Origin of the sequence: Nocardia sp. NPDC058480, from assembly GCF_042720495.1 — a bacterium.
In the GTDB taxonomy this organism is placed as follows: domain Bacteria; phylum Actinomycetota; class Actinomycetes; order Mycobacteriales; family Mycobacteriaceae; genus Nocardia.
Window position 1 is genome coordinate 71405 of sequence record NZ_JBHXMN010000007.1, and the last position, 23767, is coordinate 95171.

Here is a 23767-nt window from a genome sequence, read left to right on the forward strand (position 1 = left end):
CGTGACGTGCGGTCCACTGTCACAGCTGGGGGTCGGCCGGGCGGGTGAGGTCGTCCAGCTCTGCCAAGTCCTCATTTGCGAGGGAGAGGCCGGCGCCTGCGACGTTCGCACGCAGGTGCGGCACCTTCGACGTACCGGGGATGAGCAGAATGTTCGGTGAACGCTGCAGCAGCCAGGCAAGCGCGACCGACATCGACGTCGCCCCCAGGCGGCGGGCGACTGCCGAGAGCGCCGAGGACTGCAGCGGACTGAACCCGCCGAGCGGGAAGAACGGCACATACGCAATGCCCTCGGAGGCGAGCCGGTCGATGAGCTCATCGTCGTGGCGGTGGGCGAGGTTGTACATGTTCTGCACACACACGATCGGGGCGATGCCCTGCGCTTCGGCGACCTGCTCGGTGGTGACGTTGCTGACCCCGAGGTGGCGAATCAGACCGTCCCGCTGGAGCTCGACGAGAGTCTCGAACGCCTCGGCGAGCGAACCCGGCTGCGGCCCTTCGGCGTCACCCATCCGCATGTTGACCAGGTCGAGCACCTCGACCCCGAGCGCCTGAAGGTTCTCGTTGACCTGCTTGCGCAGGTCTTCGGGTCGCCGGGCTACCGGCCAGCCACCCTGTGCGTCACGGTTCGCGCCCACCTTGGTCACTATGTGCAGCGAATCGGGATAAGGGTGAAGCGCCTCTCGGATCAGCTCGTTGGTTATCCGCGGCCCATAGGCGTCACTGGTGTCGATGTGGGTGATCCCCAGTTCGACGGCCGCACGCAGGACGGCCAGCGCACCGTCGTGATCGGCAGGCGGGCCCATGACCCACGGGCCGGCGAGCTGCATGGCACCGTAGCCGAACCGGGTGACCGTCAGGTCGCCGATGGCCCAGGTGCCGCCGGGAAGAGAAGACGCAGATGTACTCACGTGGTGCCCTTCGTCGTTCGCTCGAGGGTGGCGCTTTCCGCCTCCGTGGACCAGTATCGGAGAGTAACTTCCCGTGAGGAAGTAGGCACTTTGGAGTGCGTAACCCACCCGAAGGAAGGCACGATCCGTGACTCAGACGGCGGCTCAGAAGAAGGCGCAGGCAAAGGTGGAATACAACGCGTTCCTGGCGGCGTGCCCCAGCCGCCAACTACTCGACCGAATCTCCGACAAGTGGGTCGTCCTGATCCTCTGCGCGCTCGGCGGCGACGGCTCGCCCGTTCCCGGTGCGGCAGACGCCCCCAAGGCGATGCGCTACTCCGAGATCTCTCGCCTCCTGGTGGGTGTCAGCCAAAAGATGCTGACGCAAACACTGCGATCCCTCGAACGTGACGGCTTACTCACTCGCACCGTGACGCCGACCGTCCCGGTCACCGTCACCTACGAGTTGACCGATCTCGGCCTCTCGCTCCACCACATGACGCGCGGCCTCAGAGCCTGGGCCCAGACGCACATGACCGAGGTGCTGGCCAACCGCGAAAGCCACGACACTCTGGTCAGGTCGCGATTGTCTGGGGCCGAGTGAACAGCCGCAGTGATTGCTCGACGACGGCGTCGCGGGTTCGGCCCTCGGGGTCGGCGTCCGGGCGTAGCCAGATCGAGGCGTGGTTCAAGATGCCGTGTAGGCAGTGCAGTGCGACCGACGGATCCGGGCAGTCGAACTCGCCCGACGCGATGCCGCCGTCGATGACCTCCCGGAAGATCCGATCGTGGCGCCGACGCATGGTCTTGATGGATTCGCTGTGCTGCTCGGGCCAGGGTGCGGGGAACGAGAACAGTTTGCCCACTTCGGGATACAGCACTGTCAGGACACGCAACTGCTCGGCGATGAGGTCGCGTAGCTGCTCGGTCGCGGACAGTGTCGAGGCAGCGTCCAGGGCCTTGCTCAGGTGCGTGAGCACGTCAGATGTCAGTTTCTCCAATGCGGCGGAGACCAACGCGTCTTTGCTCGGAAAATAGTGGTAGAGAGTGGCTTTCGCGATATCGGAGCGCTCGGCGACGTCCTCGAACCGCATCCCCTGGTAACCGACGCCGGACAGGATCTGCAACGCGGCGACGATCATCTCCGCCTTGCGCCGATCGCGCCGCCGCTCCGCGCGCCCGGCAGGCGCGACGCTCTCGTCCGTGCTCGAAGTCATCGCCCGATCCTATCGAGGTGATCACCGAAGGGCCTACCGCGTTTCGCGCGAATAGACCGAGAGGTCGATTGGTCGACCCACCCACAGCCTCGGCTCGGCTACCACCAACCGCTTGGACGGCAATTCGACTTGATCGATCAAAACTCGACCGATAGGTTGAGAAATGTGAAGGATATGACTGTTCCCGCGTCCGCCTACTTTCACCGAGTCGGCGCCCACCGTTTCGCGCCGACAGTGCACGCCGGCGGCGCGTGGGACACCGCCGAGCAGCACTTCAGCCCGCTCGGCGGCCTGATCGTCCACGAGATCCAGCGCACGCGAACACACGAACAACGTCCTGCGCTGGTGATGAGCCGGATCAGCTTCGACATCCTGGGCCGGATAGCGTGCGACGAATTCGAGATCACGGTCCGCACGATCCGCCCCGGGCGCACCATCGAACTGGTCGAGGCGACAGTTACCATCGCCGGACGCGACGTCGTCTCCGCGCGCGCCTGGATGCTGAGCAGCCAGGACAGTGACAGTGTCGCGGGCGGGGAGCCCGACCGACTCCCGGCACCCGAGTCGTTGGCGTCCTGGCCGCTGACCTCGGTATGGCCCGGCGGGTACATCGCCTCGGTGGATACCCGCCCCGTCGGCGTGCCCCAGCCCGGACGGACCACCGCGTGGGTGCACTCACCGGTGGACTTGGTCGCCGCGGAATCGGCCGATCCGCTGGCGACATTTATCGCGCTGGTCGATACCGCGAACGGGATCGCGGTACGGCAGGAACCCACCAAGTGGATGTTCCCCAACCTGGACCTGACCATCCACCTCTACCGGCAACCCGAAGGCACCTGGACCGGCCTCGACACCGCCGTGACGTTCGGCCAGGCGGGGCAAGGATTGACCAGCACCGTCCTGCACGACACCCATGGCCCAGTGGGAGTAGCCCAACAAATTCTGACCGTTCGCCCACAGCAATAACCGCGCCGGAATCCCCACCCAACGGACCGCACGGCAGCCTGTGCTGAATGCGACCAGCATGCATGCCGCTGCCCGCGCTGCGGCGGTATCACTGGGCCGAGCGGGAAGTGGATGGCCGCCTTTCCGCCCCACCGAGGCCCTGCTGCGCGATCGAACGGTCAACGCGAGTAGTCGATTTCGATGATGTCGTCCTCCAGATCGGAGATTTCCGCCTCAGGATCGAGGCCCGCGACGACATCGGGCGTCAGCGGACGCGGCGTGTAAACATGCTGAGGGGCCGTTGTCGCGCTCCGGCGAAAAGAACATATCCACAGTTCAGAGGGGGTAAGTGGGGCGGGTGGGGCTCGAACCCACGACCAGCGGATTATGAGTCCGCGGCTCTAACCGACTGAGCTACCGCCCCTCGCCGCGGGGGTCTCCGCGGGCGAGTCGCATGGTACCCGGCGGAGTGCGGGGTTGACCACTTGGCGCGGCGGTCGTGTCGCGGCGGCTGGGTGATGCGGGTTGACTGGGTGCAGAAACGGCGATCGGGGTCGCGGGTTCCGAGGAAGACGCGGCGGCCGATCGCCGTCGTGGTGCTGCACCCGAGGGTAGGGGTTTACGAGCTTTTCGCTCGCTGGCCTCCCCGTAATCGAACCTCGCGATCGCGACGGTCGATGTTGTCCCCTGGGTTGCTGGCCAACTTGATCACTCCTATTACCAACAACAGAACCGCAGCGATCACTGCGACGATAATCAGTCCCTGCACAGAACATAACTTAACGTGTATTCCGTTGCGGCGCATAACAAGTTACAATGACGCGCCGACCGTCAATAAGGTACGACCGAGGGCGGAGCGGCTTTCGATCGCGGCATGAGCCTCCCGCACCTGGTCGATCGGGAACGTCTGCCCGATCACCACTTCCAGCGCACCCTCCGCTACCGCCGCCTGAGCCCGGGACGTGATGTCGACCCAGTCGACGTCCTTGCCGACGATGTCGAACAGTCCCAGCACCGTGACAGCCCGTGCTACTGCGCCATCGGTGTCTCCGTCTGCGAACTCTCCTGCGGCAGCGCCATATCCGAGGAACAGTCCGTTGTCGGCAGCGGCGGCCAACGCCGCACCGCCGAGCTCGCCACCCGCTCCGTCGAAGACGATGGCCGCTCCCCCACCCGTGATCTCGCGAACGTGCTCCGCCCAGCCCTCGACGGAGTAGTCGACCACCTCAGTCGCTCCCAATCGTGTTGCGAGCGCGAGCTTTTCCGGACCACGGGCCGCGGCGACAACGTGTGCACCTGCCGCGATCGACAGCTGGATGAGCAGCGTGCCGAGCCCACCCGCCGCGGCGGTGATCAGCACCCACGAATTCGGTTGCACCGCAGCCCTGTCGAACACCGCCAGGGCGGTGCGGCCATCGTGCGCGAGGCCGACGGCCTGCTCGGTGGTCAGTTCGTCGGGGATCTCGGTCAAAGTGGCGGCCTTGGCAAGGGATTTCTCGGCGTAGCCACCGATGGGCAGGCCCCCGCCGATGCCGCTGGCTGCGGTCGCGGTGACTACGCGCTTGCCGAGCCAGCGGGGATCGACCTCGGCGCCGACCGCACTCACCACACCACCGATCGCCCCACCGGGAACGTAGGGCAGGCTCAGCGGGAAGTAGTCCTGACCCCACCCGCTGCGCAGCCGGGTGTCGAGGAACATCACGTCGGCGACCTCGACGTCGACGACTACTTCGACCGAATCCGGTTGTGGTGCGGGCAAGTCCAGCACCTCCAGGACCTCTGGCCCACCGAATTCTTTGACCTGCACTGCACGCATGGTGACTCCTTCGTGGCGTTGACCGAACAAGTCAAGGATGAAACCTCGAGCGGGGTTCAGGTCAAGTGCACTAGGACGTAGGTCACATGATCATGAGCCGCCACCGCAGCTGCTACTCCCACCGCCGGGTGGCCTTACAGTGAATTGTGGCGTTCTCTTTTTCCCGGCCCGGCAGACGGCAAGTCGACCTCCCCACCGTCGACCGCACCGTCGCCGCGCTGCGTTTCCCCGAGGCGATCTTCAAGACCTCGCCCTGGCAACCTCGCGATCTCGTGGAAACCGGTCTGCGCCAATGGTTGCGGTGCTGCGGTGCCGCCATTCGCGACGATCAGGTGATCGGGATGCCCTCGCACGCGGTCGACGAGGCGTGGCACGGCTTCATCCTGTGTACCCAGCTCTACGCCAGCTTCTGCGAGCAGGCGTACGGGCGTTTCCTGCACCATTTCCCCGAGGGCGTCGGGGAGAGTACGCACAGTCACGGCACCATGGTCGAACAACTGGGCCGCACCGTGGTCGCCTGGTCGATGGTGGCCCAACCCGACGAAGAGTGTGTGCTGTGGGACCTGGACCGGAAGGTCGGCGTCGAGGACCCATGGGGCGTGGACGCCCGGCACGTTGCCGCCGTGGCGGAGCAACTGCGCCGGGCGTAAGCCGACTCAGACGAGCTTCATCCGGCGTGCGGCCAACCGCACCGCGCCGGGTGCGATCCGGTTGATCCGGTACTGCACCCACGATTCCGGTGTCACCGGCACGATGTCGCGCCCGGTCCGCACCGCCTTCACGATCTGCGCCGCCACCCGGTCGGGGGTGTAGCCGCGGCGCTCGTACAGCTTGTCGAACTTCTGCTGCGCGGCCGCCTCTTCTCGGGCGGAGACACCCGAGATACGGGTGGTGGCAACGATATTCGTGTGCACGATGCCCGGGCACACGGTCGACACCGAGATGCCGCGGTCGGCCAGTTCGGCACGCAGGCAGTCGGAGAACATGAACACCGCCGACTTGCTGGTGGCATAGGCCGCCATATCGCGCTGCGGACTGTAGGCGGCCATGCTGGACAGGTTCACGATGTGCCCGCCGAGCCCACGATCGGCCATCGCCGCGCCGAAAGCCCGGCAGCCGTTGACGACACCGCCGAGGTTGATCCGCAGGACACGGTCGAACTCCTCCGACGGAGTGTCGAGGAACCCGCCTGCCTGACCGACACCGGCATTGTTGACCAGCACATCGGGCACGCCGTGCGCGGCGATCACCAGGTCGGCATGCGCGCGCACCGCGTCTTCGTTCGACACGTCCAGCGAATAGGAGTGCGCCACACCACCTTCCGAAGCGACGAGCTCCGCGGTGGCCTTGGCGGCGAGCTCGTTGACATCGGAGACCACCACTTCGGCACCGAGCCGCGCGAATGCCAGCGCGGTCTCCCGGCCGATGCCGCTACCCGCACCGGTGACGACCACCAGCTTGTTCTCGAATTCCCTTTGCGCGGTACCTACCTCGGCCCTGGCGAGCCCACGCGATACGCCGGCCCCGTCGAGCGCGTCGATCAGCTCGGTGGTCGCGGTGGCGAGGAGTTCCGGATGGGAGAACGGCATCCAGTGCCCGGCGGGGACGTCGCGACGCCACAGCCGGTCGGTCCACTTGGCCGAATCGTCGTAACCCGCGGGCCGCACGGCGACGTCGCGGCCCGCGACGATCAACTGCACCGGGACCTCGGTGCGACGCTCACGCGGGGAGAGCATGCGCGCCACGATGTTGGCGCGATAGATGAGCAGCCCGTCGACCATGTCGCGGCGGAACGTCGGGCCGAGCTTCACGTTGGCGGCGGGGGTGTCGTTCATGATGGAAACCGCGCGCTGCCACACCTTTTCGGTGCCGATGGCGTTGAACGTGGCGCGCGGCAGCCCGGGCGTCATGAAGAAGAAGGTGTAGGCCGAGGAGGCGAGCTGGGTCATCGGCTGCCACACATTGCGCAGGGTGGGGCGGGCGAGCCGGTCGCGCACCCAGCTGGCGAGGTGGTCGAGGTTGGGGCCGGAAACCGAGGTGAACGAGGCGACGCGCGCGCTGGCCTGCGGCTCGCACACCGCTTCCCACACCTGCACCGAACCCCAGTCGTGGGCGAGCACGTGCACGGGGCGGTCGGGGCTCACCGCGTCGATCACGGCGTAGAAATCGCGGGCGAGTTCGTCGAGACGGAAGTCGTCGGTGCGCTGGGTGCGGGTGGATTCACCGTGACCACGGGTGTCGTAGGCGACCACGTGGAAACGCTCGGTGAGCAGCGGAATAACCCGGTCCCACAGGTGATGGGTGTCGGGCCAGCCGTGCACGAGCACGATGGTGTCGGCGGTCGGGTCGCCGTACTCGAACACGGCGATGTCGAAATCGCCGCTGCGGACGGTGCGCTGATTCACGGGCTGCGGGCTGTCGTTCGTCATGATCTGTCGGACTCCCTGTCCACTGAGTTGTCCCCGAAGGAATTCATAGGTCGAGCACCAATCGCTCACCGCGAGAACGAGATACACACGCGAGCATGGCACCCTCGGCGTGGTCGTCAGCGGAGAGCACGGTCTCGCGATGGTCTGGTTCGCCCGACCTGACCCGCACCACACAGGTGCCGCAGAAGCCCTGCCTGCACGAATAGGGCTGGTCGGGGCGCGTATCGAGAATGGTGTCGAGCACGGTGCGGTCGGCGTCGACGGTGACTACCGCACCGCTGGAGGCGAATTCGAGCTCGAACGGTGTGCCGTCGACGACCGGCGGTGGCGAGAACCGCTCGAAATGCAGTTCCACTTCGCCCATCTCGCGCACCGCGGCGACGATCGCCGAGGTCATCGGGGTGGGGCCGCACGCGTAGACCGCGGTGCCAGGACCGACGCCTGCCAGCAGATCCGCCGCGGCGGGCAGACCGTGTTCGTCATCGGTGCGCACGACGACATTCGCACCGAAGCTCTCGATCTCGGCCAGGAACGGGATGGTGTCGCGGCTGCGCCCGCTGTACACCAGGGTCCACGGCACACCGAGGCGGTGCGCGAGCCGGGCCATCGGCAGAATCGGCGTGATGCCGATGCCACCGGCGATGAAATGCAGTCGCTGCGAGGGTGATCCGTACCCTGGCACCGCGAACGGGAAGGCATTGCGTGGCCCGCGTACCACCAATCGACTGCCGGCCGGCAGTGCGTCGTGCACCTCGATCGAGCCGCCGCCACCGCCGGGAATCCGGCGCACCGCTACCCGGTAGGCACGCGCGTCGGCGGGGTCGCCGCACAGCGAGTACTGCCGCAACCGGCCCGACGGCAATTCGAGGTCGAGGTGCGCGCCGGGCCGCCAGCGCGGCAGGACCCGGCCGTCGGGCGACTCGAGGCGCAGGCTCACCACGTCCTGGTCGTGCGCTTCGATCCGGCGTTCGGTCACCACCACGGGCAGGCGGCGATCTTCGACCCGTGGTCGCAGATCACGGCGGTTGACCAAGGCGGCCCAGCGCAGGCGGGCGGAGGCGACGGCATCGAGGATCCTGACCGCCTGGTCGTGGCGGTCCTTGCCATACAGATCGGCGGGGAGTTCGCGAGTGGTCACGACGCTGCCGCGCGGGCACCGGGCGAGGCCGCCAGGTAGGCGAGGGCCTGCGCCGTCGAGCCGACGCTCTCCGGGTTGTACCCGGGCTGGAAGGTCGAGAGCGCGCTGCGCAGCAGCGAAGGCACGCCGGGCAGCGCCCCACGCCACATCGCGCCGAACACACCGGCGATCACCCGCGGATATCCGTAATCGGGCAACTGCTGATCCTGCTGGACAAGGAATCGAGCCCCCCGCACCAGCAAGACGATGAAGATCGGGAACACCAGGGTCATCGCCGCACAGCGCCGGACATACCCGACCCCGAAGTACTCCGCGACGTCATGAGCGACATTGCGATGCTCGACCTCCTCGGCACCGTGCCAGCGGAACAGATCGAGCATCCGCGGGTCGCCCCCGAACTTCTCCAGGTCGGCGTTGAGAATCCAATCGCCGAGCCAGGCGAAGAAATGCTCGAGACAGGCGATGAAGGCGACCCGTTCGACCAGCATCTGCCGACCCGCGCGATCGTCGCCACCGCGCGATCCCAGCGAGATACGGAACAGGTATTCCATCTGCTTCACATACGGGGCGATGTCGACACCGTGCCCGACGAACACATCCTCGAGCACCTTCGCGTGAGTCTGCGCGTGCATCGATTCCTGCCCGATGAAACCGAGCATGTCCTCGCGCAGTTTCGCGTCCTTGACGTAGGGCAATGCCTCGCGATAGGTCTCGATGAACATGCGCTCGCCCTCGGGCAGCAGCATGTTCAACGCACTGATCAGGTGACTGGCGATCGGCTCTGCCGACATCCACTGCAGGTCAACACCCGACCAGTCGAAAGCGACATTACGGGCATGCAACGCCACAACGCCCGGATCAGTGTCCGGGACTTCTCTCCCCCAAGGAAATAACTTCATCGGTACTCCTCGATCAACCGCGCACGAACCTCCGTGCACCAGGTCGCGACGTTGCGCCCCACTCGGTAGTCCCGATGATACAACTATCCATAACTTTACGTAACACCTAAATCTGTCACTTCGCTTCACCGAAGATCGCCAGCGCGACCGGCGCCGCCACCAGCAACGCGCACATCACGGCATTGACCGCCTTGTGCTCGGCCAGAATCCCGACGTATTCGCGCAGGATGGCGCTGGGCAGGTAGTAGCGCGCGGTCGGCGCGCCGACGGCCTGGGCGTCGAGCCCGACCGAGCGGGCGAGCAGCGCGGTGCGCAGCACATGAAAGTTGCTGGTGACCAGCAGGATGCGGCTCTCGATCCCGCGCCGGGCGAGCAATTCCCGGCTGAACAGCAAGTTCTCGCGGGTGGTCGTCGAGCGGTCCTCCCGCAGGATCTCCTCGTCGGGCACGCCGTGTTCGACCAGGTAGGCGGCCATCGCGGTGCTTTCGGCGACCTTCTCGTCGGAACCCTTGCCGCCGCTGGTGATCAGCAGCGGCGACGGACCGTGCGCACGGTCGGTACGCCAGATACCCAGCGCTCGGTCGAGCCTGCTCGCCAGCAGCGGCGGGACCCGGTCACCGAGCAGACCGGAGCCGTGCACCACGATCGCGACGGCGTCGTCGGTGCGGGTCACCCAGCTGTAGACGACCGAATAGAACAGGAACGCGACCAGCACGAAGCCGAGGTAGGCGGCGACGAGCACGACCGCGAGCAACAACACCCCGAACACCGTCCATTCCGCGATCACCGCCACCACCAGCAGTGCGTACGGAATCAGCAGCGCGACACCGAGTCCGAACGAGAGCAGGTTCGCCAGGCGCACACCCTCGCGGCGCGACATCACCACGCCGTTGAGCATCAGCAGTCCGGCCAGCACCAGCACCAGCAGCGGCGACAACGCGAGCGCGAAGAAGACGAGCAGTTCGGGCCCGGCCCCTTCGGCGCCCGAGCCGATCAGCGCGGCGCCGGCACACAGAATTCCGAGCAGCAGCAACACGCCGTTGCTGAATCGGCGCCGCTCCTGACGGAAGCGCAGCGCGAACACACCGAGCAGAACCACACCTATCGCCAGCAAGATCACCAGCTTCACCCTAGTGAGCAATCAACGCTCGACGGTGGACCGCCGCCTCAGCAGTACACCGGGATCCCACCGTCGCCCGCGACCTCGGGTCAGCGGGTAGCAGGCGAAACCGATGGCGGCCGCGCTCGCATGCCCGATATCGGTGAAGGTGCGGTCGATGAAGATCGGCGGAACCACCACCGCGAGCACCGCGACCACGTACACCCAGCGCCACGGCGTCACGAACCGATAGGCGAGCACCGCGGCGACACCGGCCAGCCCGTAGCTGACGCCCACATCGAGGATGTACATCGCCCGTTCGGGCGCGTCCTCGCTGCGGATCGCCCACAGCACCACGCCCTGGCTGAGATAGGTGGCGCCCACGTGCGCGAGCACGACGACCACGAGCCAGCGCAGCGTGCCGAGCCAGCGTTCGGCATTGGCGTGAAAGAGCGTGAACAGCACTGCGTAGGCGAGCCATCCGCCGCCGTCGGTCCAGAACGCGCTGGTGATCAGCACCCGCAGGGGATCTTGACCGAGGTGGTGCAGGTTGGTCGACCGGTGATCGAGCCACTGTCTGGCTTCATCGGGTGGGAGGAGATCGATGATCACCGTCGTGACGGCGAGGGCGGTCAGCCACAGATAGGTGCCGGGCGCGCTGCGGATCCACCGCCATAGGCGGTTCGCCGTCCTGCCCGGTACGCCCACCAGAACAGTGTGCCAGGCAAGAATTGCCAGGGCATTGCTGTCGTCCTGTTTCCTCGGCCGATCCCCGGGTAGGCGTCCACCACAGGCGACATCCCGAGACGACAGGAGCAGCCGATGCCCCAGCAAGCGTGGAGCGACAAGCGCGAACGTCAGTACAAAGACATCAAGAAATCTTGAGCGCGACCGTGGCCGCAGCGAGAAAAGGGCTGAGGAAATCGCCGCGCGGACGGTCAACAAGACCCGCGCCGAGCACGGCGAGACCAAGGGATCGGGCAAGTCATCGCGATCCGGCAGTGCCGCGCAGCGACGTGGCGGTCAGCAGGCCAAGGGCAGCGGCAAGACCCGCGATCAGCTCTATGAGGAGGCCCGGCGCCGCAATATCGACGGCCGCTCCAAGATGAACAAGCAGGAACTGGCCAGCGCCCTCGGCCGCGGCTGAACCCGGGTTCGCCATGCAGCGACGCCGTCACCTGCGCCCATCTCGCGGCGGGCGCAGGCGCCGACGTTTACCCGGGTGCCCGACTTATCGATCGTCTCGTGGTCTGCCGGGCGGCTGGTCGAGCCGGGTCACCAGCCGGGATCGGTGTCGAGGGGGACGTTGATCCAGCTCGGGCGGGACGGGTCCAGCTCGAGGTGCTGGGTGCGCAGGCCGCTTTCGTTCAGCAACGGGCGCAACGGGATTCCGCTGGGGAAGTTGCCCGCGAAGATGTCGACGCGCAGGCGGTGGCCCGGCAGCAGGACACCGTCGGTGGCGCGGATTCCGATGTCGATCGTCGTCGGCTCGCCGGGCACGATCGGCTGACGGGTATCCAGGGTGAGGTACGGATACGGGTCGGTGTAGTCGCCGTTCGGCGAGCGGGTCGCCTTACCTTCGTCGATCGCGCGCAGTGACGCTGTCAGCTGGCCCTGCGACCAGACCGTCGAAGTGCCGTCCGGCGCTACATCATTGACGGTCACGGTCCAGTAGCCGTCGGTGGCGTCGAGCACGGTGTTCAGGTGTGCGGCGATCGCCCCGGAGATCCTCGTCGGCTGGGTCACCGGCGCCGTGGTGAAGGTGAGCGCGGCACCCTCGCTGATCCGGGCGTCCTTCGCGCAGATATCGGGTAGCGGCACCAGTCCGGCTGTGCCCTGCGCGGCATCACGCGAGCAGATGGTGGTCAGGCTCGGGTCCACCGAAACACGCTGTGCGGCACCAGGAGCGGTGCGCAGGCTGCCGTCGTGGCGAGCGCCCGGCGCGGTGCCGGAGGAGGCCGCGTCGAGATACATCCGCCGGTACTGCATGCCGGGCCGCGGGAAGGCGACGTCGGTGGTCCACTGGTCACTTCCCTGCTGCCACAACGTGACCGGGTCGTAGCGGTCGATGCCGTTGTCGATGCCCTTGAGCCACTTGTCGAACCACGCGCGCTGCAACGATTCCAGTGGCGCGGGCGCCCCCGGCTGGCCCATGCCCGAGCTCACCGTCACGTGGTAGACGTCGTCCATGACGAGCTTCTTCTGCTCGGCCGGCACGTTCACCGCGTTGTAGATGCGCGGGGTGGAGTAGGTGAAGATGTCGTGCCAGCCGCCGTAGAGGAAGGTCGGCACCTGCACCTGTTCGGGCGAGCTGACCCAGGCCTTCCGCAGTGGGCTCTCGTCGTCGAGGATCGCGGCCATCTCCGGCGGGATCTGCTCGATGCTCGGCGTGGTCAGCGCGGCGATGAGCACATTGAAGAAGGTGAACGGGTCGCGCACCCGGTCGCGCAGCCAGACCCAGTCGAATTTGCCGGTGAGCACAGACACCATGTCGGGCAGCAGTTTCGCGCCGTCGACAGCGAGCAGCCAGGCCGGAATGAACCCGATCCCGAGCGCGCCACCGGGGGCCGCGACATCGCGGATCAGGTCGCTACCGGGCACGACCGGGAAGATCGCCTTGAGCGCTTCCGGATGACGCTGCGCGGTCTGCAGTTGGTTGATCCCCGAGTAGGAGATGCCGCTCATCCCGATCTTGCCGTCGGACCAGCCCTGCTTCGCCGCCCAGTCGACGACTTCCACGCCGTCGAGTTGCTCGCGTTCACCGAACACCTGCCAGGTGCCCTGCGAGAAGCCGGTGCCGCGCACGTCGACGACCACCTGGGTGTAGCCACCGCGGATCAGGTTCCGGTCGACGCCGAAGGTGCGGGCCGCGCCGCCGGGCAGCGCGTTCATCATGTCGCTGAGACTGCTGAAACCGAACGGCGTGAAGTCCAGGTTCTGCAGCACCGGCATCAGCAGATCCGACAGGCCGGGCACCGCGAGTGCCGAGTCCGCGATGTTGGTGACCAGCTTGGTGTAGGGGGTCATGTTGACGATGGTGGGTGTCGGCTCGGCGACCGGCTGACCGTCCGCACCGGCTGGGTGATAGACGTTGGCTTTCAATACGGTGCCGTCACTCATCGTGATCGGCACGTCCCACTCGATGAAGACGTTGGGGTATTGCTGCGGACCGTTATGGGTGGCGATGAACTGAGCGTCGAGACCCTCGGCGTTCGGCGATGCCTGGCCGACCGGTGCGGATGCGACGGCGCCTGCCAAGACAACGACGGATGCGACCAGCGCAGCCAGCCGCCCGCGATGTGTGATCATGCTTCGGTTCACCCCTCGACCATCGGGAACCACAACGTTCCCGTACCGGGAAGTAACGTAGCGTGGGTCACGTTCGATCGCAAGAACATGTTCTGGGCAATCCTCGATCGGCGCCCGCGCGCACCACGCGGCCGCCGCCTGACAGAATTGGCACTGTGACAGCGCCCGAACTCGACGACGGCCGCCGATACCGTGGCGCCGCACCGGGACAACGTCAGCAGGAACGCCGCGCCCGGCTGATCGAAGCGGCTACCGACGCCTTCGGCACCGACGGCTACCGCAACAGCACAGTCACCACGATCTGCGCGGCGGCAGGCGTCGGCAAACGCTACTTCTACGAATCCTTCACCGACAGTGAGGATCTGCTGCTCGAGGTGTACCGCGAGACCGCCGCCAGGATGATCGAGGCGATCCATACCGGCCTTCGCGAGACCGACGCCGACATCGACACCCAGGTGCACGTCGCCCTGACCGCGTACTTCCAGCTCATCCTCGACGACCCACGGGTGCCCCGGATCGCGTTCTTCGAGATCCTCGGCGTGAGCCCCGCCGTCGACCGGGCCTACCACAGCGTTCTCGACGCCATCGTCGACATCTGCTTTGCCCTGTTCACCCCGCACGTCGACCTGGAAACCCATCCCGCCGTCAGCGTGCGCACCGTGCTGCTCGGCCTGGTCGGCGCCATCGTGATCATCGCCCAGAAGTGGGTGCTCGACGAATACCGCCAACCGCTGACCGATGTCGTCGACAGCGCGTGCCTGGTGGTCAACGCGGTGCTGACACGGATCGGCCCGGACGGCAGGTAAGGACGTCAACTCGATTAGGCGCCGACCCGTTGATCGACGTCGTCTCCGGGTAACCGTGGAATATGACGACTCACGAGAACCGCCAACTCGACGAGGTCATCGAGCGGTTGATCATCCGATACCCGACCATCGCACCCGCCGAGCTGGCCGACATCGTGCACAAGGTCTACGACGCGTTCGGGAAAGTGCACATCCGCGACTATGTTCCGTTGCTCGTGGAGCACCACGTGAAGGAAGAACTCGGCAGTCCGACAGGAGAGATCCCACCCATCCCGGACTGATCGGGCGGGCGGGCCCGCTAGCGTTGACGTAGACCACGCCAACCATGAGGAGGTCCGCATGCCAGACACCGTTCGCGGAGTCATCGCCCGCGCGAAGAACGCGCCGGTCGAAACCGTCGACATCGTAATTCCCGATCCGGGACCTCACGATGTGGTCGTCCGCGTCCAGGCTTGCGGGGTGTGCCACACCGACCTGCACTATCGCGAGGGCGGGATCAACGACGAGTTCCCGTTCCTGCTCGGTCACGAGGCCGCCGGAGTGGTCGAGTCCGTTGGCGCCGCCGTAACCCATGTGTCCGAGGGTGACTTCGTCGTCCTCAACTGGCGCGCGGTCTGCGGCGAATGCCGTGCGTGTCGACGCGGGCGCCCCTGGTACTGCTTCGACACCCACAACGCCAGCGTCCCGATGACGCTCACCGACGGCACACCGCTCACCCCGGCGCTCGGGGTAGGCGCGTTCGCCGACAAGACCCTCGTGCACGAAAAGCAGTGCACCAAGGTCGATTCCGAGACCGACCCGGCCGTCGCCGGTCTGCTCGGCTGTGGCGTGATGGCCGGGATCGGTGCCGCCATGAACACCGGGAACGTCTCGCGCGGCGACAGCGTCGCGGTGATCGGCTGTGGCGGCGTGGGTGACGCGGCCATCGCCGGTGCGCGTCTCGCCGGTGCGGGCACGATCATCGCCATCGACCGTGATCAGCAAAAGCTGGACTGGGCCAAGGACTTCGGTGCCACCCACACCATCGACGCGACCAGCGAAGACGTGGTCGAGCGGATCAAGGAACTCACCGGCGATTTCGGTGCCGATGTGGTGATCGACGCGGTCGGCCGCCCGGAAACCTGGCAGCAGGCGTTCTACGGGCGCGACCTGGCGGGCACGGTCGTCCTCGTCGGTGTCCCGACACCGGACATGAAGTTGGAGATGCCGCTCATCGACTTGTTCTCGCACGGCGGCGCGCTGAAATCGTCCTGGTACGGCGACTGTCTGCCCGAACGCGACTTCCCGATGCTCATCGATCTCTTCCGTCAGGGCCGACTGCCGCTGGACCGGTTCGTCACCGAGCGGATCGGCATCGACGGGGTCGAGCAGGCGTTCGCCGCGATGGCCGAGGGCAAGGTGCTGCGTTCGGTGGTGGTCTGGTGACCCGCATCGAAAGAGTGGTCACCTCGGGCACTTTCGCGCTCGACGGTGGCAGCTGGGATGTCGACAACAATGTGTGGCTCATCGGTGACGACGACGAGGTGCTCGTCATCGATGCCGCCCATAACGCCGACGCCATCGCCGACGCGGTCGGGAACCGTCAGGTCACCGCCATCCTGTGCACCCACGGCCACAACGACCACGTGACCGTCGCCCCGGAACTGGCCGAGCGCCTCGACGCTCCCGTCCTCCTCCACCCCGGTGACGAGCCACTCTGGCGCATGACCCACCCGAGTGCCGACTACCGTTCCCTGGCGGACACTGCGCGAATCACCGTGGCGGGCATCGATATCGACATCCTGCACACCCCCGGCCACTCCCCCGGCTCGGTCTCGCTGCATGTCCCCGATCTCGCGGCCCTGTTCACCGGCGACACCCTTTTCGCCGGTGGCCCCGGCGCCACCGGCCGCTCGTTCTCCGACTTCGACACGATCATCGATTCGATCCGGGATCGCCTGCTCACCCTCCCCGAGGAGACAACGGTCCACACCGGCCACGGCGACACCACCACCATCGGCACGGAGCGGCCCGCGCTCGCGGACTGGATCGCCCGCGGACACTGATCACTGAACCGGCCCGCCGGTCACCAGGCTCTCCTGTGCGTTTTCTCGCCCGGAAATCCAACCGGAGAGCCTGGTGATCTCGATCGTGTGCGGATAGTCGATTACCGCACTGACTTCCGCGAAACCCCCACCCGTGAACCTCAGTCACGAAGATCGGCCACGGACTCCTGGTAGGCCACGGCCGCGCGCGCGAAATAGTCGAAGAGCACTTCGCGCTGCGCCGGGGTATAGCTCGCGATGATCTCGCCGATCCGGCGCCGGGCGGGGGCAAGTACCTTGTCCAACTCGGCAGGCTGGTCGATCGGTTCGACGATGACCTTACGCCGGTCGCTCAGGTCGGCACCGCGGCGCACGTATCCGGCCTGCTCGAGGCGGTCGACGAGACGGGTGGTCGGGCCGGTGGTGAGTCCGGTACGAGTGCCGAGTTCCCCCGGTGTCATCGCACCGTTCAGCTCGAGGATATTCAGTGCGTAGAGGTCGGTCGCGTGCAGATCGACCGCCTTCGCGCCCGCCTGAGCATGCAGCACCACCGAACTCAGGTACCGGCGAAAGATCGCGCTCGGGTCGTCGTCGGGTGTAGACATCCTGGCCTCTCACTTCGTCCACGCAGACACTTCGTCGTCAATGATAGATCTTGTCCGCAGGTTCATGAGGGGCAACAACGCTGTCAGTGCGTCGGTCGCCTGAGTCGCGGGTTCGACTTCCACCAAGGGTGCACAGATGCCACCCCCCGGGTTAGCTGGGTGATACCCGCGGGCACTATCTCCACCGGCACAGAGAGCGGATAGTCATAGTCATCCCCTATGACTTTCTCCCCTGTGAAGGAACGGCCGCATGCAGCCCAGTTACGTGCACCACGTCAGGCACCAGGTTCACACGTACGGAGAGACACGCTCCTACACCTACCTGCGTGAGGCCGGGCGCGAGCTGGTCGAGGAGATCGTCACCTACCCCGAACTCGATCGCGACGCCAGGGCGCTCGCCGCGTGGCTGGCCGACCGCCCGGAATCGGCGGAACCCGTCGTCCTGCTCTACCTGGACGGTATGGCTTTCCTGCGGGCCTTCCTCGGCTGCCTCTACGCGGGCGTCATCGCGGTGCCCGCGCCGCTGCCCCACGATGAGCGCAGCACCCAACGGGTGGCCGGCATCATCGCCGACTCCGGTGCCCGCTTGGTTCTCACCACCGCCAACTTCCAGCCGATGGTCGCCGCGGCCACGACCGCGGCGGTGGTGGCCACCGACGAGCAGCTCGGTGACCCCGATGCGTGGCGCCTGCCCGATATCGACACCGGGACCATCGCGTTCCTGCAGTACACGTCCGGCTCGACCGGCACGCCGAAGGGCGTCGTCGTCACCCACGGCAACCTCCTGCACAACGAGGCCGCGATCTCCACGTCGATCGGGATCAGCGACGCCTCGACCGGCGTCACCTGGATCCCGCAATTTCACGACATGGGCCTGATCGGATCGCTGCTCGCCTCGATCTACGCCGGCGCGAACCTGGTGTTCATGTCGCCGACCACCTTCCTCAAACGCCCCGTGCGCTGGCTGCAGACGATCGACAAGTACCGCGCAACCTGCACCGCCGCCCCGAACTTCGCCTATGAACTGATCACCAAGCGCGTCACCGACGAGCAATTGGCCGCCCTCGACCTGTCCACCCTCGAGGTGGCGTTGTGCGGCGCCGAACCGGTCCGCGCACGGACCATCGCCGCGGTGCGCGAACGGTTCGCCCCCGCTGGGTGGCGCCCGACCGCACTGCTGCCCGCCTACGGCCTGGCCGAGGCGACGCTGCTGGCCACCGCCGCAGCGATCGACGCGCAGCCGCAGATCGTCGACGGTACCGACAGCGTGCTGGTCGGTTGCGGCAAGGCGGCGCCCGGCCTCACCGTCCGCGTCGTCGACCCGCACACCGGGCAGCAGGCCGGCGACGACGCCGTCGGCGAGATCTGGATTCGCGGCGACAGCGTCGCCGCGGGCTACTGGAACCGGCCCGAGGAGACCCGCCACACCTTCGACGCGTATCTCGGCGCCGAAGGGCCGTTCCTGCGCACCGGCGACCTCGGAATGCTGCGCGGCGGCGAACTGTTCGTCACCGGACGGCTCAAGGACCTGCTGATCATCAACGGCCGAAACCTGTACCCGCAGGATGTCGAGGAAGTGGTGGAGCAGCTGCACCCCGCGCTCACCACCGGCGTCGCCGTCTCCGTCGAGGCCGGTGGCCGGGAGCGACTCGTCGTCGTGCAGGGGGTCAAGACAGCGATGCTGCGCGGTACCACCCTCGCCGAGCTGACCTCGACGATCAAGATCGCGGTCGCTCGCGGTTTCGATGTGCCCGCCCCGAGCGTCGTCCTCATCGAAAGCCGATCCGTGCACCGCACCACCAGCGGCAAAGTCCAACGGGCCTCGATGCGCGAGGCCTTCCTCGACAACACCATCGCGACCGTCCTGCACGAAGATCTCGAACCGGCCATGAGCCGATCATCGACCGCGACCCGCTGAGGAGCCGAAACATGTTCAGCACCACCATCACCCACTCCACGACGATCCAGGACTGGCTCATCGAGCGCGTCGCCGACTACACCGAACGCGCACAGCACCAGGTGGACCCGACGATCCCGCTCGCCGAACTCGGCATGGACTCGGTGTCGGCGGTGGCCCTGTGCGGCGAGATCGAAGACCGTTGGATGCTCGACATCGACCCGACCCTGGTCTTCGAATACCCCACCATCACGGCCATCTCCGCCTACCTCGCCGCGGAAACCGCCGTCGCGGCATGACCGACATCGCTGTCGTCGGCCTCGACTGCCGCTTCCCCCACGCCGCCGACCCGGCGCGGTTGTGGCAGCTGCTGATCAACGGTCGCGACGCGATCTCGGAAGTACCGTCGAGCCGCTGGAACGCCGACGACTTCCACGACCCGACCGGCGCGCCCGGCACCATCAACACCCGCAGCGGCGGATTCATCGACGACGCCGACGCGTTCGACCACGAATTCTTCGGCATCACCTCCCACGAGGCCGAGTCGATGGACCCGCAACAACGCCTGCTGCTGCAGGCCACCTGGCGAGCCTTCGAGGACGCCACGCTCGATCCTCGCGCGCAGTCCGGCTCGCGGACAGGGGTTTACGTCGGCGTGATGGCCAACGAATGGGCCAACCTGCAGATGAGCGACTACGCCGCGATCACCCCGCAGCACGGATCCGGCAACGGCTACTTCATGACCGCCAACCGGCTGTCCTACCAGTTCGACCTCGCGGGGCCGAGTATCGCGGTCGACACGGCATGCTCGTCGTCACTGGTCGCGGTGCATCTCGCGTGCGCCGCACTGGCGGCGGGCGATTGCGACCAGGCTGTCGCCGGCGGCGTGAATCTCGTGCTGACTCCGGCCGTCGGCGTGTTCTACACCCAGGCTGGGCTGTCGGCGCCGGACGCGCGGTGTAAACCGTTCAGCGGCAACGCCGATGGGATCGTGCGCGGGGAAGGCGTCGCGGTGCTCGTCCTGCGCCGCCTGGCCGACGCCGAGGCCGCGGGGCTGCCGATCTACGCGGTGATCAAGGGCAGCGCGGTCAATTCCGACGGGCGCAGCAACGGCATCACCGCGCCGAACCGGTGGGCCCAGCAGACGGTGATCGGTGCGGCCTATCAGCGGGCCGGGGTACGTGCCGATGACATCGACTTCATCGAGGCGCACGGCACCGGAACTGTTCTCGGCGACATGATCGAAGTCAAGGCGTTGGGCAAGCTGCACGCGAACAACCGGGCGCGGCCGTGCGGCATCGGATCCATCAAGGGCAACCTCGGCCACACCGAGGGCGCCGCGGGTGTCGCCGGGCTCATCAAAGCCGTCCTCAGCCTGCACCATGGTGTCGTCCCGCCGTCGAGGTTCGCCGATCAGGAGAATCCGCGCCTGCAGATGGCGCAGCAAGGCCTGCGTCTACTGGCCGATCCCCTGCCCCTCGACGGACCCGCGCTCTGTGGTGTGAGCAGCTTCGGCCTGGGCGGCACGAATGTGCACATGGTGCTGGCGAGCGCAAGGACCGCCGCAACGCCCGCGGCATCGGGGGTGGGAGTGCTCACCCTTTCGTCGAACACCGAAGACGGGCTACGGCGCAACGCGATTCGGATGTCCGAGGCATTGCGGTCGTTGCCGCAGAACCACTTTGCCCAGTTCTGTTGGACCAGCAATCAGGTGAAGTCGTCGGGCCGCTACCGGCTCGCCGTCGTCGCCGACGACCGCGACGAGGCGATCGCGCAGTTGCGCGCCGATGCGACATCCGGTGACGGTGCGCGCGAACACGTGGGCAGGCCGCGTCGCGAACTTCAGGGCCTCGCGCGGCCGGTGCGTGTCGGCTGGATGTTCACCGGCCAGGGGTCGCAATTCCCCGGGATGGGGCGCACTCTGCACGAGGCGAGCCCCGGGTTCCGGCGCGCGCTCGAGCTGGTCGACGCCGCCATGGCCGACCACCTCGGCCGCTCGGTCCAGGAGCTACTGCTCGACGAGCACGCCGACCTCGACCCCACCGCGCTCGCCCAACCCGCGATCTTCGCCATGGAATACGCCATCGCCAAGACGCTCGCCGACCTGGGCGTGCGGCCCGCGTGGCTGATCGGGCACAGCATCGGCGAATTCGCGGCCGCCGCGGTGGCGGGCGTCTTCGATCTCGACGACGCCTGCAAACTGGTCACCGCGCGGGGGCGGCTGATGCAACGTCTGCCCGCCGGCGGCGCGATGCTGGCCGTGCGCTCAACGCCAGAACGGATCGCCGACCTGCTCAGCGCCGAACCCGCTGTGGTGCTCGCCGCCGTCAACGGCCCGGAAGATCTCGTTCTCTCCGGCGACGCCGAGGCGCTCACCCGCATCCGTTCGGCGCTGCGCACGCGTTCGGTGATCGCGAAGCCGCTCACCGTGTCACACGCGTTCCACAGTCCGCTGATGGCGCCGATGCTGGCCGAGTTCGAGGCCGTCGCCAGTACCTGCGCCTACCGCGCCGCCGCCCTGCCGATCTACTCGACCGTGCACGGCCGACCGCTCGACCCCGACGAGGTGATGGATGCCGAATACTGGACCGAACACGTCCGCGCCACAGTCCGTTTCGGCGACGCCGTGCAGGCCGCGCTCGGTACGGACCCGACGCACCTCGTCGAGATCGGACCCCGCCGCGTCCTCGCCGCGTCGGCGCGCAAGATCAACCCCGAACTAGACGCCCGCTACCTGTCTCCGAGCCCCGGCCCGAGCGCGACCGGCGAGGAACTCGCCGCTACTGTCGCCGCGCTCTACTGCGACGGTCTCGACCCCGTGTGGAACGAACTCTACGAACCCGCACAGCGCGTGCGTCGGCGTCTGCCGGTGTACGAGTTCTCCGTCGCGCACCGATTCTGGGTGGAGCCACCCGCTGTCAGCGAAGTCGGCGCCTCGGCGCGCACACCGAAATCCGCACCGGCGCAAGCAGATACCGAGGGAACAATGATCGACCCACTGATCGCACTCTTCCGTGAACAGAACGCGGTGCTGGCCGGCCTGCTGGCGGCACCGGCCGAGGCACGTGGCCCACACCTCGACACCGGCACCGCGCGCCGCGATCCCACCCCGGACGCCGTCGCGGGCATCGTCCGCGCGGAACTGGCCAGGGTCAGCGGATTTCCCGCCGACCGGCTGCACGACACCCGGACACTCGGGGACGGCCTCGGACTCGATTCGCTCATGCTGACCGACCTGTTCGCCGGTCTGGCACGCAAACTCCCCGGCACGACCATCGACCCGACCCGCATCACGGGGACAACGACACTGGGCGACATCATCGCGCACCTGACCGGTCAGCTCACCGATTCGCCCGCCGAGGGAAACGCGCCGGCGCCCCGCACGCCCGAAACCACCACTCCCACAACCGAAACCAGACCGACCACTGTCGCCCCCGAATACCGGATCGCCGACTTCGCCGAGGTGCGGGCCATCGCCGACCGGCTCGCAGGCGGCGAAGCGCTCGGCCTGGCCAACCCGTATTTCCTGATCAACGACGGCGTCACCAGGGATACCTCGTTCATCGGCGGCAACCAGGTGGTCAACTTCGCCAGCTACAACTACCTGGGGATGTCGGGCCACCCCGCGGTCGTCGCCGCCGTTCAAGACGCCGTGGCCCGCTACGGCAGCTCGGTCTCGGCCAGCCGACTGCTCTCCGGCGAGAAGCCGATCCATCGTGAACTCGAGGCCGAACTGTCCGCCCTGCTCGGCACCGAGGACGCGATCGCGCTGGTCGGCGGTCATTCGACGAACGTGACGATCATCGGTCATCTCGTCGGAGGCCAAGACCTGGTGATCCACGACAGCCTGGCGCACGACAGCATCCTGCAGGGCTGCCAACTGTCCGGCGCGACCCGCAGACCGTTCCCCCACAACGACCACGCCGCCCTCGACGCGTTGCTGACCGAAATCCGTCACCAGTACCGCCGAGTCCTGATCCTCATCGAAGGCGTCTACAGCCAGGACGGTGACATCCCCGATCTGCCCGCGATCATCGAGATCAAGAACAAGCACCAGGCACTGCTGATGATCGACGAGGCGCACAGCGTCGGGGTGCTCGGCGAGACCGGCGGTGGCATCGGCGAATACTTCGATGTCGACCGCGGCGACGTCGAACTGTGGTCCGGCACGATGTCGAAAGCGCTCGCGGGCTGCGGTGGCTATGTGGCCGGCAGCGCTGACCTGATCCGGTTCCTGAAATACACCACCCCCGGCTTCGTCTACAGCGTCGGAATGACACCGATGAACGCCGCCGCCTCCCTGGCCGCGATGCGGCTGTTGCGGGCCGACCGCGAGCCACTCGACCGCCTGCGACGCAACTCGGAACTCTTTCTGCGCCTTGCCCGCGAGGCAGGCATCAATACCGGCGACAGCCGCAACACCCCGATCATCCCGTGCATTGTGGGCGACTCGATGAAGACGCTGAAACTGTCCACCGCGCTGTTGCGCCGCGGGATCAACGTCAATCCGATTCTGTACCCGGCCGTCCCGGAAGACCTGGCCCGACTCCGCTTCTTCGTCACGGCCTGCCACACCGAAGCTCAGATCCGCGACACCGTCACCACCCTTGCCGAGGAACTCGCCCTGATTTCCGCGCAGGACCTCGTCGACCACTAGGCCCGATCCAGTCCGGGTGGCCGACCCGATGACAGGG

The 23767-nt window shown here is 67.0% G+C and carries 21 protein-coding genes and 1 tRNA gene; 10 read left to right on the plus strand and 12 right to left on the minus strand.

Going from position 1 to position 23767, the window contains the following annotated elements:
• Nucleotides 1-19 precede the first annotated feature (19 nt).
• Complete coding sequence (locus ACFWO8_RS18620) at nt 20-910, minus strand: aldo/keto reductase family oxidoreductase (protein ID WP_378952305.1); 891 nt, start codon at nt 908-910, stop codon at nt 20-22.
• Nucleotides 911-1037: 127 nt separating this feature from the next.
• Between ACFWO8_RS18620 and ACFWO8_RS18625 the strand changes: the two genes are divergently transcribed.
• Nucleotides 1038-1493, plus strand: a complete 456-nt coding sequence (locus tag ACFWO8_RS18625; RefSeq protein WP_378952308.1) for a winged helix-turn-helix transcriptional regulator — start codon at nt 1038-1040, stop codon at nt 1491-1493.
• Here ACFWO8_RS18625 and ACFWO8_RS18630 read toward each other — a convergent pair.
• Nucleotides 1465-2106 carry a TetR/AcrR family transcriptional regulator gene (locus ACFWO8_RS18630; RefSeq protein ID WP_378952311.1) on the minus strand — a complete coding sequence of 214 codons (642 nt, stop codon included), beginning with the start codon at nt 2104-2106 and terminating at the stop codon, nt 1465-1467. The two genes, ACFWO8_RS18625 and ACFWO8_RS18630, sit on opposite strands and share 29 nt — an antisense overlap.
• A 174-nt stretch (nt 2107-2280) precedes the next feature.
• Here ACFWO8_RS18630 and ACFWO8_RS18635 point away from each other — a divergent pair, with 174 nt between their 5' ends.
• Nucleotides 2281-3072 (plus strand): thioesterase family protein, encoded by a 792-nt coding sequence (locus ACFWO8_RS18635; RefSeq protein ID WP_378952314.1) that lies wholly within the window; start codon nt 2281-2283, stop codon nt 3070-3072.
• A 329-nt stretch (nt 3073-3401) separates the two neighbouring features.
• Here ACFWO8_RS18635 and ACFWO8_RS18640 read toward each other — a convergent pair.
• Nucleotides 3402-3475, minus strand: a tRNA-Ile gene (locus tag ACFWO8_RS18640).
• Between the two features lie 387 nt (nt 3476-3862).
• Nucleotides 3863-4867, minus strand: coding sequence for a zinc-binding dehydrogenase (locus ACFWO8_RS18645; protein ID WP_378952317.1), 1005 nt, complete (start codon nt 4865-4867; stop codon nt 3863-3865).
• Between the two features lie 146 nt (nt 4868-5013).
• Between ACFWO8_RS18645 and ACFWO8_RS18650 the strand changes: the two genes are divergently transcribed.
• Complete coding sequence (locus ACFWO8_RS18650; RefSeq protein ID WP_378952320.1) at nt 5014-5517, plus strand: hypothetical protein; 504 nt, start codon at nt 5014-5016, stop codon at nt 5515-5517.
• Nucleotides 5518-5523: 6 nt separating this feature from the next.
• Here the strand turns inward: ACFWO8_RS18650 and ACFWO8_RS18655 are convergent, their stop codons facing one another.
• From ACFWO8_RS18655 to ACFWO8_RS18685, 7 genes are all read right to left on the minus strand, one after another.
• The gene (locus ACFWO8_RS18655) at nt 5524-7296 is read right to left on the minus strand and encodes an SDR family oxidoreductase (RefSeq protein WP_378952323.1); all 1773 of its coding nucleotides are present in this window, start codon (nt 7294-7296) and stop codon (nt 5524-5526) included.
• 43 nt (nt 7297-7339) lie between these two features.
• The gene (locus ACFWO8_RS18660; RefSeq protein WP_378952326.1) at nt 7340-8434 is read right to left on the minus strand and encodes a PDR/VanB family oxidoreductase; all 1095 of its coding nucleotides are present in this window, start codon (nt 8432-8434) and stop codon (nt 7340-7342) included.
• A complete protein-coding gene (locus ACFWO8_RS18665; RefSeq protein WP_378952329.1) occupies nt 8431-9333 on the minus strand; it encodes a metal-dependent hydrolase in 903 nt (300 codons plus the stop codon). Before ACFWO8_RS18665 ends, ACFWO8_RS18660 begins: the two co-directional genes overlap by 4 nt.
• Nucleotides 9334-9448: 115 nt before the next feature.
• A complete protein-coding gene (locus ACFWO8_RS18670) occupies nt 9449-10453 on the minus strand; it encodes a YdcF family protein (RefSeq protein WP_378952332.1) in 1005 nt (334 codons plus the stop codon).
• A 21-nt stretch (nt 10454-10474) separates the two neighbouring features.
• Nucleotides 10475-11140: a rhomboid-like protein gene (locus tag ACFWO8_RS18675; RefSeq protein ID WP_378952335.1), complete on the minus strand. Its 666-nt coding sequence runs from the start codon at nt 11138-11140 to the stop codon at nt 10475-10477.
• Between the two features lie 277 nt (nt 11141-11417).
• Nucleotides 11418-11594 (minus strand): hypothetical protein, encoded by a 177-nt coding sequence (locus ACFWO8_RS18680; protein ID WP_378952338.1) that lies wholly within the window; start codon nt 11592-11594, stop codon nt 11418-11420.
• 113 nt (nt 11595-11707) lie between these two features.
• Nucleotides 11708-13741 carry a CocE/NonD family hydrolase gene (locus ACFWO8_RS18685; RefSeq protein WP_378952341.1) on the minus strand — a complete coding sequence of 678 codons (2034 nt, stop codon included), beginning with the start codon at nt 13739-13741 and terminating at the stop codon, nt 11708-11710.
• Nucleotides 13742-13896: 155 nt separating this feature from the next.
• Here ACFWO8_RS18685 and ACFWO8_RS18690 point away from each other — a divergent pair, with 155 nt between their 5' ends.
• The 4 genes from ACFWO8_RS18690 to ACFWO8_RS18705 all read left to right on the plus strand — a co-directional run bounded on the left by ACFWO8_RS18690 (nt 13897) and on the right by ACFWO8_RS18705 (nt 16592).
• Nucleotides 13897-14547 carry a TetR/AcrR family transcriptional regulator gene (locus ACFWO8_RS18690; RefSeq protein WP_378952344.1) on the plus strand — a complete coding sequence of 217 codons (651 nt, stop codon included), beginning with the start codon at nt 13897-13899 and terminating at the stop codon, nt 14545-14547.
• A 62-nt stretch (nt 14548-14609) separates the two neighbouring features.
• A complete protein-coding gene (locus ACFWO8_RS18695) occupies nt 14610-14828 on the plus strand; it encodes a three-helix bundle dimerization domain-containing protein (protein WP_378952347.1) in 219 nt (72 codons plus the stop codon).
• 58 nt (nt 14829-14886) lie between these two features.
• Nucleotides 14887-15972, plus strand: a complete 1086-nt coding sequence (locus ACFWO8_RS18700) for an S-(hydroxymethyl)mycothiol dehydrogenase (protein WP_378952350.1) — start codon at nt 14887-14889, stop codon at nt 15970-15972.
• Entirely contained in the window at nt 15969-16592 is a 624-nt protein-coding gene (locus ACFWO8_RS18705) for an MBL fold metallo-hydrolase (RefSeq protein ID WP_378952353.1), read from the plus strand. Before ACFWO8_RS18700 ends, ACFWO8_RS18705 begins: the two co-directional genes overlap by 4 nt.
• A gap of 140 nt (nt 16593-16732) precedes the next feature.
• On the opposite strand, the gene ACFWO8_RS18710 is transcribed toward ACFWO8_RS18705, so the two are convergent.
• A complete protein-coding gene (locus ACFWO8_RS18710; RefSeq protein WP_378952356.1) occupies nt 16733-17176 on the minus strand; it encodes a MarR family winged helix-turn-helix transcriptional regulator in 444 nt (147 codons plus the stop codon).
• Between the two features lie 250 nt (nt 17177-17426).
• Here ACFWO8_RS18710 and ACFWO8_RS18715 point away from each other — a divergent pair, with 250 nt between their 5' ends.
• The 3 genes from ACFWO8_RS18715 to ACFWO8_RS18725 are packed head-to-tail and all read left to right on the plus strand — an operon-like array spanning nt 17427 to nt 23730.
• Nucleotides 17427-19094, plus strand: coding sequence for a fatty acyl-AMP ligase (locus ACFWO8_RS18715; RefSeq protein WP_378952360.1), 1668 nt, complete (start codon nt 17427-17429; stop codon nt 19092-19094).
• 11 nt (nt 19095-19105) lie between these two features.
• The gene (locus ACFWO8_RS18720; protein WP_378952363.1) at nt 19106-19372 is read left to right on the plus strand and encodes an acyl carrier protein; all 267 of its coding nucleotides are present in this window, start codon (nt 19106-19108) and stop codon (nt 19370-19372) included.
• Nucleotides 19369-23730 (plus strand): type I polyketide synthase, encoded by a 4362-nt coding sequence (locus ACFWO8_RS18725; protein ID WP_378952366.1) that lies wholly within the window; start codon nt 19369-19371, stop codon nt 23728-23730. Before ACFWO8_RS18720 ends, ACFWO8_RS18725 begins: the two co-directional genes overlap by 4 nt.
• Nucleotides 23731-23767 lie beyond the last annotated feature (37 nt).